Origin of the sequence: Streptomyces sp. NPDC012794, from assembly GCF_042901085.1 — a bacterium.
In the GTDB taxonomy this organism is placed as follows: domain Bacteria; phylum Actinomycetota; class Actinomycetes; order Streptomycetales; family Streptomycetaceae; genus Streptomyces.
On sequence record NZ_JBIBCI010000035.1, the window covers coordinates 1 to 13,885 of the forward strand.

The 13,885-nt window shown below is 70.3% G+C and carries 16 protein-coding genes and 1 pseudogene; 8 read left to right on the top strand and 9 right to left on the bottom strand.

The genetic code is table 11. The features are described from left to right. Window positions 1-291: 291 nt before the first annotated feature. Entirely contained in the window at window positions 292-921 is a 630-nt protein-coding gene (locus ACFY7H_RS32905; protein WP_388946024.1) for a class I SAM-dependent methyltransferase, read from the bottom strand. Between the two features lie 368 nt (window positions 922-1,289). Here ACFY7H_RS32905 and ACFY7H_RS32910 point away from each other — a divergent pair. The 3 genes and pseudogenes from ACFY7H_RS32910 to ACFY7H_RS32920 all read left to right on the top strand — a co-directional run. After that, a pseudogene (locus ACFY7H_RS32910) lies at window positions 1,290-1,631 on the top strand (helicase); the annotation flags it as partial. After that, window positions 1,629-1,880, top strand: coding sequence for a S1 RNA-binding domain-containing protein (locus ACFY7H_RS32915; protein ID WP_388946096.1), 252 nt, complete (start codon window positions 1,629-1,631; stop codon window positions 1,878-1,880). The pseudogene ACFY7H_RS32910 and the gene ACFY7H_RS32915, both read left to right, overlap by 3 nt. 362 nt (window positions 1,881-2,242) lie before the next feature. Continuing rightward, the gene (locus ACFY7H_RS32920; protein WP_388946027.1) at window positions 2,243-3,829 is read left to right on the top strand and encodes a hypothetical protein; all 1,587 of its coding nucleotides are present in this window, start codon (window positions 2,243-2,245) and stop codon (window positions 3,827-3,829) included. Window positions 3,830-4,553: 724 nt separating this feature from the next. Here the strand turns inward: ACFY7H_RS32920 and ACFY7H_RS32925 are convergent. Then, window positions 4,554-4,697, bottom strand: coding sequence for a hypothetical protein (locus ACFY7H_RS32925; protein ID WP_388946030.1), 144 nt, complete (start codon window positions 4,695-4,697; stop codon window positions 4,554-4,556). A gap of 332 nt (window positions 4,698-5,029) precedes the next feature. Between ACFY7H_RS32925 and ACFY7H_RS32930 the strand changes: the two genes are divergently transcribed. After that, window positions 5,030-5,746 (top strand): hypothetical protein, encoded by a 717-nt coding sequence (locus ACFY7H_RS32930; RefSeq protein WP_388946033.1) that lies wholly within the window; start codon window positions 5,030-5,032, stop codon window positions 5,744-5,746. Beyond that, a complete protein-coding gene (locus tag ACFY7H_RS32935) occupies window positions 5,707-6,051 on the top strand; it encodes a hypothetical protein (RefSeq protein WP_388946035.1) in 345 nt (114 codons plus the stop codon). Before ACFY7H_RS32930 ends, ACFY7H_RS32935 begins: the two co-directional genes overlap by 40 nt. Before the next feature lie 357 nt (window positions 6,052-6,408). Here the strand turns inward: ACFY7H_RS32935 and arr are convergent, their stop codons facing one another. After that, entirely contained in the window at window positions 6,409-6,840 is a 432-nt protein-coding gene (gene arr / locus ACFY7H_RS32940) for an NAD(+)--rifampin ADP-ribosyltransferase (protein WP_388946038.1), read from the bottom strand. Window positions 6,841-6,904: 64 nt separating this feature from the next. Here arr and ACFY7H_RS32945 point away from each other — a divergent pair, with 64 nt between their 5' ends. Next, window positions 6,905-7,684 (top strand): hypothetical protein, encoded by a 780-nt coding sequence (locus tag ACFY7H_RS32945; protein WP_388946041.1) that lies wholly within the window; start codon window positions 6,905-6,907, stop codon window positions 7,682-7,684. Here ACFY7H_RS32945 and ACFY7H_RS32950 read toward each other — a convergent pair. After that, on the bottom strand, window positions 7,603-8,076 hold the full coding sequence (locus tag ACFY7H_RS32950) for an SgcJ/EcaC family oxidoreductase (RefSeq protein WP_388946044.1): 474 nt from the start codon (window positions 8,074-8,076) through the stop codon (window positions 7,603-7,605). The two genes, ACFY7H_RS32945 and ACFY7H_RS32950, sit on opposite strands and share 82 nt — an antisense overlap. A 498-nt stretch (window positions 8,077-8,574) precedes the next feature. Here ACFY7H_RS32950 and ACFY7H_RS32955 point away from each other — a divergent pair, with 498 nt between their 5' ends. Then, window positions 8,575-9,111: a non-ribosomal peptide synthetase gene (locus ACFY7H_RS32955; protein ID WP_388946046.1), complete on the top strand. Its 537-nt coding sequence runs from the start codon at window positions 8,575-8,577 to the stop codon at window positions 9,109-9,111. A gap of 73 nt (window positions 9,112-9,184) precedes the next feature. Here ACFY7H_RS32955 and ACFY7H_RS32960 read toward each other — a convergent pair whose 3' ends face one another. Next, the gene (locus ACFY7H_RS32960; protein WP_388946048.1) at window positions 9,185-9,346 is read right to left on the bottom strand and encodes a hypothetical protein; all 162 of its coding nucleotides are present in this window, start codon (window positions 9,344-9,346) and stop codon (window positions 9,185-9,187) included. A gap of 121 nt (window positions 9,347-9,467) precedes the next feature. On the opposite strand from ACFY7H_RS32960, the gene ACFY7H_RS32965 reads away from it, so the two are divergent. Beyond that, window positions 9,468-10,202 (top strand): hypothetical protein, encoded by a 735-nt coding sequence (locus ACFY7H_RS32965; protein WP_388946050.1) that lies wholly within the window; start codon window positions 9,468-9,470, stop codon window positions 10,200-10,202. A gap of 61 nt (window positions 10,203-10,263) precedes the next feature. Here the strand turns inward: ACFY7H_RS32965 and ACFY7H_RS32970 are convergent, their stop codons facing one another. The 4 genes from ACFY7H_RS32970 to ACFY7H_RS32985 form a co-directional block, all read right to left on the bottom strand. Next, window positions 10,264-10,713, bottom strand: coding sequence for an iron chaperone (locus ACFY7H_RS32970; RefSeq protein WP_388946053.1), 450 nt, complete (start codon window positions 10,711-10,713; stop codon window positions 10,264-10,266). A 437-nt stretch (window positions 10,714-11,150) separates the two neighbouring features. After that, on the bottom strand, window positions 11,151-11,543 hold the full coding sequence (locus ACFY7H_RS32975) for a hypothetical protein (protein WP_388946056.1): 393 nt from the start codon (window positions 11,541-11,543) through the stop codon (window positions 11,151-11,153). Between the two features lie 390 nt (window positions 11,544-11,933). Beyond that, the gene (locus tag ACFY7H_RS32980) at window positions 11,934-12,596 is read right to left on the bottom strand and encodes a response regulator (RefSeq protein WP_388946059.1); all 663 of its coding nucleotides are present in this window, start codon (window positions 12,594-12,596) and stop codon (window positions 11,934-11,936) included. Continuing rightward, window positions 12,593-13,726 (bottom strand): sensor histidine kinase, encoded by a 1,134-nt coding sequence (locus tag ACFY7H_RS32985; protein WP_388946061.1) that lies wholly within the window; start codon window positions 13,724-13,726, stop codon window positions 12,593-12,595. The genes ACFY7H_RS32980 and ACFY7H_RS32985 overlap by 4 nt, the downstream gene beginning before the upstream one ends. Between the last annotated feature and the right edge of the window lie 159 nt (window positions 13,727-13,885).

The window sequence follows — 13,885 nt, forward strand, 5'->3', positions numbered from 1 at the left end:
CGGCTCTCCGCTTCGCTCCGAGCCATGGCCGGCCCTTCGGGCCGGGGTCCTGCGCTTCGCTCCGGACTGGCTCTGGTTCCGCTGCGCTCCACCAGAGCGGGCCTGCTGCGCAGGTCCCAGGGCTCCCGCGCTCCGATGACCCCGTTTCACGGGGCCCGGGCCTTCGGCCCGTTGGGCGGGTCCGCTTCGCTCCCCCACCCTGGGTCTTCCGGCTCCGCCTCCAGACCACGGCCCGCTCCGCGGGCCGAGCTGGCAGCAGTATGGGTGCTCGCCGTCGGGACCTGTGGTCCTCTAGGCCAGGCGGGCCAGCAAGTGGGCGTCGAGGAATCCCCGTTCGGAGGCCGGATCGTGGAGCAGCCGGGCGAAGGGAACAAGTCCGGCTTCGGCCAGCAAGTCGGCGAAGCCGTCCACCGGCCAACTGTAGGCCGGGGCAACCTTGTGGTCGAAGCGGATCGGCTCCAGCTCTTCGGTCGCGAAGAAGGAGACCAGGAGCAGACCTCCAGGTGCCAGGACGCGTACCTGCTCAGCGAGGAGCGCAGGCAGTTCACCAGGCGGGGTGTGGATCATCGAGTAGTGGGCCAGCACACCGCCGAGCGCGCCGTCCTCAACCGGCAGCGCCTCCATCCGCGCCTCGTCGAACCGCAACGCCGGATGAGCCCGCCGGGCATGGTCGACCATGCCCGGGGAAAGATCAAGCCCGAAGACGTCCAGCCCCAGATCATGCAGCATGCCCGTCAGATGTCCAGGCCCACACCCGACATCGGCCACCCTCAGATTCCCCATCTCACACACCAGCTCCGCGAAGGTGCCGATCATGGCCCGCGAGAACGGATGCGCCTCCAACCGATTAGCGAACATCGACGCATACAGCTCGACGACCCCGTCATAGGCCGCCCTCGTCTGCTCCTGGTGGACCCTCACAGGAAGGAAGCTAACACCGTTCACGATCAGAGCCGTTCCCCGGCCCCCATGCCGACTACACCGGTCACGGGCGCAGCCATCTGCTTCAATCTCAATCAGAGCTAGACCTTGGAAAGACCATCCCGTACCAGATCCACTGACCGCCGACACCACATGTCGGCGATCAGTTAAGTTGCGCACTACTCAAGCAACCTGCGCAACCGGACCCGGAGCTAGGAACTCCGCAGGTCAGACGACTGGTGCGCGCCATACTGTACGCAGATTCAGTGAGCCAGCACAGCCGCCAGCCCGCTCAGCCAACCTGCACAACCCCAGGCCAGAAGCATGACGACTGCTCAGATTCACCGACCGGCGACACGCGATCCTTCCCCGTACTCGGGGAGTCCGAGGAGGTGCAGCGGGGCCGGCGCCTGGCACTGCTGCAGGCCGCTCTTCTGGAGCACGCCGCGGCGTACAACCTGCGTACGGTCATGACGTTCCACCAGAAGATGGAGGAGGCGGCCGCGGAGAAGCTGCCGAAGTCGTCGATCGACGCGGAGCTCTACGAGCTGGAGGTCGGCCGCCACGTCCCGCCAGACCGGGTGTGGTCGGCATGGCTGTGCGGGGACCATCTTGTCACCGAGCGGCGCGAGGTCCTGCGGCAGTTTGCCAATGGCATCGACGCGAACAACCGGCGCGTGCACCGGGCCTTCCTCGCCTCCGTACGCATTCGGTTCGCGGATCAGGTCGGCCAGGTCCTCACCAGGCCGATCACCAAGATCGTTCCCTTCGGTGTATTCGTGCAGCTTGCTCCCGACGTGGTGGGGTTTCTTCATCTCTCTGAGCTGACTGACGAGCCCGTCGAGACCCCGGGTCAGCTTGTCGATGAGGGCGAGCTGATCGCGGTGAGGGTCGACGAGGTCGACCTCCAGCGTCACCGTGTGCGTCTGGGCGCCGCCGGCAGAGCGGGCAGAACCTAGCGAACTGGCGCCAACAAGCCCGTCCCGTCGGCCGGAAACCACCAGCTCGCGGAGCCTCACCGGTTCTCCTGACGGACCAGGTCAAGGAGAACGCGCTGCCGTCCGCACCAGGATGTGACGACGCGCTTTGTGGGCGAAGAGTGGTGCCTGTGGTCGCTGCTCCCAGTGCTGTGTCGCTGCGTAGTCGGCAAGGAAGCCGCGGGCTAGTTGGCAAGGTGCTGTCACGTTGTGTGACGAAGTTGCGCGAGGACTTTTCGCGCCCGCCAAGACAGCCTGTGGCACGGGCAAAGGGAGGAACCTGACCGGTCGACGGATGCTGCACCACAACCACGTTCCTGGGGACTCCAACACCTCTGAATGACATGCTGGTTGGCCTGCAGGGCGAGCAGGAACAGGGGAACACGATGCAGATACATGCGGCGGTACGGCAAGGGGACTGGACCGTCACCCGCCACGGTTCCTTCGGGTCCGAGTACCTGGACGAGGTCGAGGCTCTGCTCCGGGTCGCCGGCCCCGCGCGAGCGCCGGACGACGACAACGCGGACTGGCGCAAGCTGGACGCTCTGCTGCTCAAGCGCACGGTGACGGTGGACACGAACGGCTGCGCCACCGTCGGCGATCTGAAGACGCGCTGCCTGGAGGCGGCGTTTCACGCTGGTCTGGCCAGACCGGCGAAGGGCGCGCGACCCCCGATAGTCTGGATCACCGATTCCGCCTCCGACCGGAAACTGCCGGACGTCCTCCCGCTGGACGAGGCGGACCTCGCCGACGGCGCCCTGCTGGTGCTGAATATCGAGGAAAGTCCCACAGAGGCCTACAGGATGGGCCCGGCCCCCAACGCCGCCGCCCTCTTCCAGCGCCTCCAGCTCACCGCCAACACCCCGGACGCCAACGCCGGCCCCCGCCTCTTCGGCGTCCTGCTGTACACCGACGCCGACGTGGAACTGGCCACCTACGTCCGCACTCACCTGGACGATCTCAACGCTCTGTCCGGCCCGGCCACATGCGTCTTCGTCATCGAGGAGCAACGCGGTCCGGACGCGGTCAAGCGGTACTGGCGTCGGCATCTGGAACCCGAGGTGTACCGAGTCCTGGCGCCGCTGCGCTGGCTGGACTGGCAGCCGTACGACGCCCAGGGGGCTTATGAGGTCGCCGCCGCCCTCGGTGTCGACCCCGCCCTGCTGCCCTGCTTGGTCCTGCTGGCCCCGACGCACACCGCGGCCGGCGCACCGGGTCCGGCAGACCGGATCGTCTTCCCCGTCCACGAAGCCAGCCCGGCTTGGTTCCGCACGCTCTTCGGCCACCTCGCCCGGCTGATCGGGCCCACGGCCAGGCCACCGGAGGTCTCCAGCGGCAAACGCTACGTCCGACGCATCCGGTACTTCTTCGACACGCCCGTCTCCGTACAGACCGCCGTACGGCGCCTCGGCGCGGCGCCGACCGCCGACCGGGGCGCCGACAGCGAGGCGTTCGCCCGGGTCCGCGCCGCCGAGCAGGCCGTCCGGGACGCCCTTGTCCCCGCCTCCGTCGCGGTCGAGCGCCCAGAACACCACTTCACCGACTGCCGTGTCGTCATCCACTCGGGAACATCAGGAGCCACCGTGACGGAGAACTTCTACTTTCAGGGCACCCACACCACCTTCATCAACAAGCCGGTCGACACCGTCGTACGCGACTTTCAGCACACCTACGCACAAGCCCCCGCGCAGGACGACCTCACCCGCCTTCTCACCCTGGTCTTGACCAGCCGGGACCTGCCCGACGCGGACCGTGAGGAGGCGGCCGGTGCGGTCCACGACCTGGCCCGCATCACCACCGAGCCGGAGCCGGATACCGCCACCGCCCGCACTCGCCTTCAGCGGCTCCGCGAAATCCTCGCCACCGGCGCCGATATTGCCCAGCCTGCGCTGGCCATCGTCGCGTCGGTGGCGGGGATGCTAGCGGGGTGATGACGAGTTCGCCGGGGCTCGCTTTCGCCCCTTCCACCGACGCAGAGTCCCGCCAGCAGCGTCCTCGACGACTGCACCCGGGAGCCGCGCCGGGAATGGAACTGAATCAGCGCCGCGGACGGTGTCCATCTGGAGCCTCGGTCTGCCTACCGGAGCGGACGGGCCCGGCGCCGTGCCGCTGAATGGCTCGGACCGAGCGGAGGATGAGGGCGCCGGCACGGTGCCGGTGGTGGCGCCTTCCTGGACGAGGTGCTCGTCCGCGATCAGAGCGCGCAGCTCGTCGGCCTTCTGGCTGAACTCCTCCAGCTCGTCGGCGTCGGCCTGGGCCGGTCGCTCGCCGTCCTTCTGCATGCGCTCCTTGAGGTCGGCGGTCTTCTCGTTGGCGATGGCGAGCCGGCCGAGGAGCTTCTCCTCCCGCTCCTTGGAGCGGGCCGCGACCCGGTAGGGGTTGTCCTCGTACGAGCGGAGGTCGCTGGTGGCGTCAGCCCGGTTGGTCCGCCGGCGCCGGCCGCTGGCGCTGTAGGTATCTCGCCGTGGAAGTCGCAGCCGCCCAGCGTGCCGACGGGCGTGCGCACCCCTGGGGCGAGGGAGAGGTCGCGGGCCAGGGTGGCCATGCGGGTGCCCAGGGCTGCCGCGGCGGCGTCGCGGCTGGTCATGGTCCGGCCGTCGATGGTGATGGAGAATGCGTCGCCGTTGGTGGGCCGGCGTTTGGGCAGCGCGGCCTTCATGGCCGCGAGGCCGTCGGTGGCCTGCGGAGGTAGGCGTCGAGATCCTTGATGATCCGGGTGCGGCTGTCCTGCTCCCGGTCCCAGGTGCGGGCCAGGCCCTGAAGGCGGGCGCGTTCGGCGGTGGCCTCGGCTTGCTTCATCAGGGTTGGGTCTTCGGCGGCCAGGGCCGAGAGGAGGCCGAGGTTGACGGTGTCGTCGCCGGTGTCCTCAATCTCCCGGATCCGGAAGTCGCGGCGCTGGATCTGGGAGATGAAGCGGGCCTTGCGGGCGAGCGTGTTGAGCCGGAACTGGTCGAGGCTGCCCTGGGTGACGTAGTAGAGGACCGGACGTGGTCGGGTGTGCCCTCAATCGTCGGGTCGCTGAGGTTGCCCTGCCGCTCCAGCCGGCCGTCGCGCTGGGCCGTGTCGGCCGGCCGCCACGGGTTGATCCGCGCGACGGCGGACTGGATCGAGAGGACCGGCCGTACCACTACATGGTGCACAGCCCGCACTTCGCGTACGAGGAGTACGCGGTGCACCTCGGGCAGTACGACCGGCTGTCCTTCTACGGGCCGGCGGGCACCGGGCCCGTCACCGTCCACATGTACGACTGCCGGGAGGACTCGCCGGAGTACGACCGCAAACTGGTGATCGACGTCCCGGCGGACGGGTCGTGCGTGCTGGCGGTCCCGCCCGGCTACGCGCACTGGTTCGAACGGCTGGAGAACGTGACCACCCGCAACGACTACTCCCTGCACGCCCCGCAGGACCCCACCTCGCAGGACCCCACCTCGCGGTGGTCCCCGTTCGACGACAACGCCACGTACTCCGTCGCCGACATGGACCGTGCGCGGCCGCGGGCCGTCGCCAACACCGTCGAGCTGCCGACGGCCGCCCAGTTCCTGATCTCCAAGGTGGTCTCGCGCAGCTGGCTCGGCGGCGCGACCGAGCAGGGCGTCGTGGCCTCCGCGGAGATCGGCGGCGAGCTGCACCGCTACTTCATCGACCGGGACCTCGCCGGGCAGCAGCCCGCCCTGCCCGTGTCCGAACTCGCCACCGTCACCGCCGGGGTCGGCTCCTACCAGTCCATCCGCGACGACTCGTACGGCATCGGCTCCAACGTCGAGAACGGGCTCGCCGACACGATGGTCCACGACCTTCCGGACTCCTGGTGCTCGGCCGAACGCAGTGGATCCTCGCGGCCGCGCTGATCCTCTTCGGCCTGGGCTTCACCGTGTACCTCAGGTCCGCGGGCCTCCTGGTCCTGCTCCGGGCGCCCGCCGCGCTGCTGGGCACCTGGCACGGGCTCCTCGACGCCGTCATCCGCATCGTCAGCGCCGGGGCGATCCTCGCAACCGGCTTCCTCTTCGACCGCTTCGGGGGCAAGCCGGTCTACCTCTTCTTCGGTGTGCTCCTGCTGCTGACGGCGGCCCTGTGGTCCACCTTCGGCGCCCGGGACCGCCAGGACCTCGGCAACACCGCCCTGCACCCCGCACCGGCCGACGCGGCCTCCTGAGAACCAGCCGCCGGACGGCCGGGCGCGGGCCCGGGACAGGGCGCGGACCCGGCGGTCCTCACGCGTCCGGTGGCGGGCCTGCTTCCGCGCGCCGCGGCCAGGGCGGCCCGGGTGACCCCCAGCGCGGGGTGGGACGGCCCCAGGAACTTCGGTCGAACTCGCTGGGATGGCGGGGTGGCTCCCCGGGAAGGCGGAGCGTCTCGAACAGCTCCTGGCGGACCACGCGGGCGGTCGGACGGGCCCGGAAAGTAACCCGGCAGGCCTCTTCGCCGCGGGTGTCCTCCGGCTCGTGCAGGCAGGTGTTCGCCGGCGGGGCGGCTGGGCGGCGCCTGGAGGCCGGTGAGGACGGGTCCAGGGTCAGTCCAGGATCGTGGCGGCACCACGGCGCCGAAGGTCGGCCAGCGCATCCTGCATGGCCTTGATCTGCTCGGCGGAATGACCGACCCAGCCCTTGAGTTCCGACACGACGCGGACAGGATCGCCCGTGCGATAGGAGCGGGTCGGATTGCCGGGGAACTTCTTGTCGGTGACGTTGGGATCGTCTTCCACAGCGCCGGTCGGCTCCACTACGTAGATCCGCCCCGGTCCGTCACCGGCTGCGAGCTCGGCGCCCCAGACGGCGGCATCCAGAGTCTCGGAGAAGTAGACGTTGCGGGACACCCGTCCGTCCTCGAAGTTGGACGCGTAGCCGGGGACGAGCAGATCTCCTGGAGCGAGGTCCGCCTTCGTGCCGTGCAGGTACGTTCCTGCCTCGTACACCTGGAAGGGAACAGGGGCGCTGCTGGTCATAAACTGCTCCTCGGCTTGGGCGTTGGGCTACAGACTACGTACCACCGCCAGAGTGGGCCGGGCCGTGGAGCGCGCGCTCGCCTCGCTGCACCAGTTCAAGCGCCTGTGCAGCCTCTACGAGCACCGGGCAGGCTTCATCAGGGCTCCTCGAACCCGCCTGCTCGATCATCTGCCTGCGGCGGCTCCCGCGATCATTCCGAGACGGCCGGTAAAGCGTGTTGCGGAAGGTCGTGTGTGGGCAGGTCAGGACCGATTGCCGGGCGGCTTCGAGGAGCAGTTCATGCGCCGCTACGCCCAGCGGATTCCTCCGGTCGCCTTCCACTCCGACGTGAAGGCACTGGTCGGGATCGGGCTGCACGCCGACCGGCAGTGGGTGACCGGCCCGCGCGGCCGGACTGAAGGTGTTCCTGGTCGACCCGCAGGGATTCCCCGTTCGGTCGGCACGTGGTTCGACTACCGCTGGAGGCCCCGCAGACCGCCTTCTTCGTCGTCTGGAGTTCGGGTGGCCGCCTTCATCTTCGCGGAGGCTGTCTACGCCGCTCTCCTGGGGCCGCCCGGGATCGGAAAGAGACCTGGTCTTCCCGGTCATCTCGTGGAACCTACCGGGGCGGCGCCTCTTAGGATGCAGGAAAGTCTGCTGATCAGCCCGGACACCGAGGCCACCGTCAACGCCCCGCTCCCCTATACCGACCCCGTCACCGCCCGCACCGCGACCGCGGCCATGAACGGGCTCAGCCCGCAAGGCCTGGCCGCCTCCATCGTTCAGCCGACTTCGGTGTTTTCCGGCGCCGGAGGAACGCGGCTCGGGATGTCAAACTCCGGATACAGCTGGAACGTGCCCTGACATGCGGTCAGCAACCACTTTCCGTCTTCTTTGGACATCACGTAGAGCGGCGAGTTGGGGTTTCCGTCGGGCTTTCCATCCAGCGTGTAATGCTGCCCCTTCACCTTCACCGCCGCCACATCCGGGCGGATGAAGAGCACGTCGATCAGCTCATAAGTGACCGTAACGTTCTCCATGGCCCCGGGCAGAACCCGACGGGTGAACTCATCAATCTCCGCTATACCCGTAAGAATCCTGCCATGCGGCGCGGTGTAAATCGCATCCTCACGGAACAGGCTCACGAATTCATCGCAGAGTTCATGCTGCTGAGAATGCTGCACCTTGGCGACGACTTCCCTAATCGCCTCGACATCCCGCTTCTTCTGCTCGTCAATGAGCATCGCCTTGTCCATACGGACAAGTATGGAAGGCGATCCCGTTACGCAGTCAAGCAGTCTCCAACAGAACACGAGCGTCCATGGATGCCACGGCGAGTCCGCAGTCCACAGACCGCGTACGCGGGTGCGGTTCGTCCTATGGGCTGGCCCGCTGTCAGAGCGTGTTGGCAAGATCATCTCCATGAATGGCACACGTACCACCCCGCCGCGGCCCGTCGACGTCGCCGCGGTCTTCCCCGCGCTGGCCCCGCTGGGCCGCCCGGCGGTCCGGTTGCACCCGCGTCCCGGCTCTCCCACGGTGTACGACAGTTCGATCGGCGGGCCGCTGCTGTGGCCCGCACGGCAACCCTGGCCGTACTGCCGCATCGAGCATGACGGCCTCCACCCGCTGGTGCCCGTGGCCCAGTTGTACGCGCGGGACGTACCCCTGCTGCGCCCCCCGGGCGGGCCGACCTGCTGCAGGTCCTGTGGTGCCCTTCGGAGCACGCGCCGGACTCAAGCATTCCGATCGAATTGTCCTGGCGGACCGCTGCGGACGTCACCGAGGTGCTGGCCGCACCGCCCGAGCCGTTCGACGCGGACGAGGACCTCTACGTGCACAAGCCATGCGTGCTCGCGCCGGAGCAGGTCACCGAGTACCCCGATTACCTGGAACTCCCCGCGGAGCTGAAGCAGCGGATCACGGACCCCGCGCCCTGGCGGACGGCGGGCATCGCGGTCGACGGCGTCGGCCCGCAGGAGCTCTATGACAGTGCGCTGTCCCACGCCCCCGGCTGGAAGGTCGGCGGCTGGGCCCCTTGGGGACTGACCGACCCCGTGCCGCGGTTCTGTGTGGCCTGCGGTACCGCGATGACGCCGCTGCTGACCATCGCCTCGCGCGAATGGCACCGCAACAGCACGAGTCGGATCCCGTACGAGGACCGGGTGCCCGGAGCATCCGGCGACAGTTGGTCCAATCCGCCCGAGATCACGGTGCTGGACGCCAATCACCTCCAGCTGTACGCCTGCCCGGCGAGTGGAGGCCACCCGCACACCGAGCTGGTTCAGTGAGGGGCTGCCGGTTCTTCCCTTCCATCCCCGCGTGCGGCCGGGCCGGTCGGCGCTGTGCTACGGCGCGTTCACCTCACCGGGTTCCTCCCGCGGGGCCTGGACGTACGAGTTCCGCCGCGAGCAGTGCGGCCGTCCCGGCCACCAGCGGATGGTCGGCGGGTGCGTCCTGTCGCTGCTTGGTCGTCAGGACGGCCATCAGGATCGGTGTGCCGTCCGGCGGCCAGGCGATGCCCACGTCGTTGTTACCCCCGTGACTCCCTCCCCCGGTCTTGTCCGCGAGGATTTAGTCGGCGGGCAGGCCAGGCACCCACGAGCTGATCGAGGCGCTCGGCGAGGCCGCCGAAGCCGCCCTCGGCGTGGGGGACCTGCCGGGCGCCCGCCAGTGGGCGCGGCGACTGGCGGAACACCCGCAGCTCGCCGAGGTCGGCCACCGCGCCACGGGCCGGCTCCTCGTCGCCGCCGCACTGGCGGGCGATGCCGAGGAGGCACTCACCGTGGGCCTCCGCTTCCGCGACGCCTGGCAGCGGGCGGGCAGCCCCGTGCGGGCGGTACTCGGTCCGCCCGCGGCAGCGATGGCGACGCTCCACGGGCTGCGCGACGACAAGGAAGCCCACCGCGACTGGCGTGCGCTGCTCGCACAGGTCGACCCCTCGCCGTGGAACACCTGCGGGTACGGGGCGGTCTTCGACGCGGTCCTGATGCTCCACCAGGGGCGGCCCCGGGCAGCGCTGGAACGCACGGCCCCCGAACCCGCGCAGGTACGGCGGTGGACCACCTGGATCTGGCTCCACTGGTACGTGGCGCTGCGCGCCGAGGCCTCCGTGCTCGCGGCCGCTCCCGACGCCGCCGCCCGCGTGGTGGAAGCCCGGACCGCGGTGGCCGGCAACCCCGTCGCCACGGCCCTCGTGGAGCGCGCGGCGGCCCTGCTCGACGGCGACGGGGAGCGGCTGATCGCCGCTGCGGGCGCGTTCGACGCCGCCGGCTGCCGCTGCCAGTCGGCGCGCACCCTGATCCTCGCGGGCGGTGAGCACGGCGCCCGCGGCGCGCGTGCGCTCGCCGGCCTCGGCCTCGCCCCGATGACCCTCCGGTAGCCGGGCCGCGACGCGACGGCCGTGCCGCGCCGCGGTCCTCGGCGGGGACCTCGGCGCGGCCTCAGACCGCCCGCCGCACGAGCTCGGCGATCCGCGCCTCCACCTCGGGCGTCACCTCGGTCAACGCGAAACCGGCCGCCCACATGGGGCCCTCGTCCAGCTTCGCCAGGTCGCTGAAACCGAGCGTCGCGTAGCGCGCCTTGAACTTCTCCGCGCTCTGGAAGAAGCAGATGACCTTGCCGTCCAGCGCGTAGGCGGGCATCCCGTACCAGAGCTTCGGGGCGAGGGCCGGGGCGTTGGCGGTGACGACGGCGTGGACGCGTTCGGCCATGACGCGGTCCGCGTCCTGCATCTCGGCGATCTTCGCCAGCACGTCCCGCTCGGCCTCCGCCGCCTTCTCCGCAGCGGAAGCACGGCGTGCCGCCTTCTTCTGCTCCAGGGCGTGCGCCTTCATCGCGGCCCGCTCATCCACGGTGAAACCCTCGTACGTGCTGCCGGCGGCGCCCGCCATGGTCGCTCCTTCAATCGCTGGTCGTGATCCGCCCGGCCTTCCGGCTCGATCACCGTGCTCACAGACTGCCGTCTCCGGGGTGCGTACCACCTCCGTGCCGACCACGGAGAGCACCACGGACACGGGCTCGGTACCGGGAGGGCCTGGACCGTGGATGAGCAGGGCGGCCTCGAGCCCGGGACCGTCGGCGCCGCCCGTCTGGGACCCTGGTAGCCCTGTTGGACCCGGCGGCCACGTCCCCGCAGGCGAGCCGGCGCACACCGGGAGCAACGCGGCGGCGGCCTGAACCCTTGGGCTCACCGGCACCGTCCTCTCGCTCGGAGCAGCCCTGATAGCCGGAACCGGGCGCCACCGACGGCGAAGCAATACCTGACGACCACCGAGTGCGTCGGCTCCGGCTGCGCCGGCGTGACACCGCTCCGCCTCGGCACGTCGGATCAGGCCCACCAGGTCGTAGACGGCGTCGCACAGTGGGTCCCGCGCGTCCTGGACGCGGTGCGCTGCCAGGGTGGTGGGCTCCTCCGGCCGGAGGAGGGTGATGAGTTTGGGGGCGGCCCACCGGCCGACGGTGCGGGGGGGGTGCCGGTGTCGTCGCGTACGGCCAGGTCGATGCCGATGGTGTGGTTGTCGTGGGCGAGGTAGACGCGGACGGTGTCGGGCCGGTGGTGGTCGAAGCCCGTCAGGACGTAGAGGTCGGGGTCGATGGAGGGCGGGGAGTTCTGCCAGAGCGGGTCGCCCGCGAGGTCGGCGATCAGGTAGTCGATGCCGTCGTCCAGGGTGACTTCGGCCGCTTCGGGAACGACCGTGCCGACGAGGAGTGCGACGTCCACGTGCGGGAGTCCGTCCGTGCCGGTGGGGCATCGTCCCTTCGGTCAGCCGGAGGGCGGTGTGGCGCAGGGCGCCGGTGTACCACCAGGTGCCGTGCTCGCGGCCGTGCCGGGTCGGGAGGTCCACGGTTACGGCCGGTCCGGCGGAGTCGACGAGGCGGACCCGGATGGTGTCCGGGTCCGGGTCCGGGCGGAGCATCGCGCGGATGCGCCAGTCGGTGCCGGGCAGGGGTACGCCGATGAACCTGCGCAGGGTCAGCAGGGCGGCTCACAGGAGATGCCGGGTCACGGGCGGTGGAGAGTTGTTGATCAACGTGGCCGGTTGTCGTCCGGGCATGCCCGGAACCCGAGCGGCCACGGCTGGTCGGGGCACCGGCGCGTCCGCCGCGGATGTCAGCGGTTGCGTGGGGTTACGAGGCCGGATTCGTAGGCGAGGACCACGAGCTGGGCACGGTCGCGGGCGTGGAGCTTGCTCATGGCCCGGTTGATGTGGGTCTTCGCGGTCAGGGGGCTGATCGTCATGCCGTCCGCGATCTCGTCGTTGGACAGGCCCTGTGCGGCCAGTGCGACGGCTTCACGTTCGCGGCCGGTCAGTTCTTCCAGCGCCGGCCCCGTGGTGGTGGGGAGCCGCCGGCTGACGTACTGGTCGATGAGCCTGCGGGTGATCGAGGGCGCGAGCAGGGCGTCGCCGCGCGCGGCGACGCGTACGGCGTGCAGGAAGTCCTCCGGCTCGATGTCCTTGACGAGGAATCCGGCGGCGCCGGCGCGCAGGGCGTCGTAGACGTATTCGTCGAGTCCGTAGTTGGTGAGGATGACGACGTGTACGCCGGCCAGGGCCGGGTCGGCCGCGATGCGCCGGGTCGTCTCGATGCCGTCCATGACCGGCATCTGGATGTCGATGAGCGCGATGTCGGGCATGTGCTCCTTGATGAGCTCCAGCCCTTCGTCGCCGTTGGCGGCCTCGGCCACGACGTCGATGTCGTGCTCCAGGTCGAGGAGGGCGCGGAATCCGCTGCGGATGAGCGGTTGGTCGTCGACCAGCAGGACCCGGATCACGAGGTGCGCTCCACGGGGAGTTCGGCCTGCACGGTGAAGCCGCCCTCGCCTCGCGGTGCGGCCCGCAGGCGGCCTCCGAGGGCGGTGACGCGTTCGCGCATCCCGAGCAGTCCGATGCCGGGTACCGGGGCGGCGGCCGGTGTGGCCCTGCCGTTGTCGTCGACCTGGAGGACGACGGTGTCCGGGCGGTAGTCAATGCGGACCGATGCCGTGGTGGCGTCGGCGTGGCGGGCGATGTTGGTGAGGGACTCCTGGACGATCCGGTAGACGGTCCGGCCCACCGCGGCCGGTACGTCGTGCCGTTGTCCCTCGATCGTCAGCGTGGTCCGCAGACCCGTCCCGCCGGCCCGTTCCACCAGGCTGGGGATGTGGTCGAGGCCGGGCGGCGGGGTGGTGTCGTCGTCGCGGAGGGCCTCCAGGGTGGCGCGGAGCTCGCGGGACGCCTCACGGCCGGCCTCCCGGATGGCGAGGAGGGCCTCGGGGACCTCTTCGCCGCGCTTGCGGGCGACGTGGACGGCGGCTTCGGACTGCACCTTGATGACCGAGATCTGGTGGGTGAGGGAATCGTGCAGCTCGCGCGCGATGTGCAGCCGCTCCTCGTCGGCCCGGCGGCGCGCGGTCTCCTCGCGGGTGCGTTCGGCTTCGTCGGCTCGCTGCTCGGCCTGCCGAAGCGCCTCGCCGGCCGCGCCGGCCGCGACCAGCCAGGCGATTTCGAGGGCGCCCCGGGCCTGCGCGAACGCCTCGCCCGTGTCGTGCAGGCCGGAGGCCAGGGCCGCGAGGGGGAGCGCGGCCAGCACGGCGACGCTCGCCGCCACCGTGATGGTGCGGTGTCCCGCGCGCATGGCCGCGTACACGGCGAAGAGGAAGGCGACGGCGGCCACGTCGAACCCTGCCGCCTGGTAGCCCACGGCGCAGGTTCCGGTGACGGCGAGGACGGCAACCGGGGCCCGCCGTCCGGCGGCGAGGGCCAGGCCGCCCACCGCCAGCAGCACGTATCCGAGGAGGTCGAGGCCCGTGGCGGAATGCGGCCCGGACACCCCGGTGACCAGCAGTGCCGCCGCAACGCCGACGGCGATCAGCCAGTCCCTGACACCGGCACGCACACAGAACCCCGACCATCCTTTACTCATGCGCGCAATCTAGCCGGACGCTCCGGCGGGCGGATCCCGCTCGCGAACGAGCGGCCGGCTACCGCGCACGCAGTACTTTCGCGGCGCCTGCCGCGTCTGCGGCAGTGCGAAGTGCCTGCGTCCGCGGGACGACCGGGGGATGTCCGGGCGACATGCTCG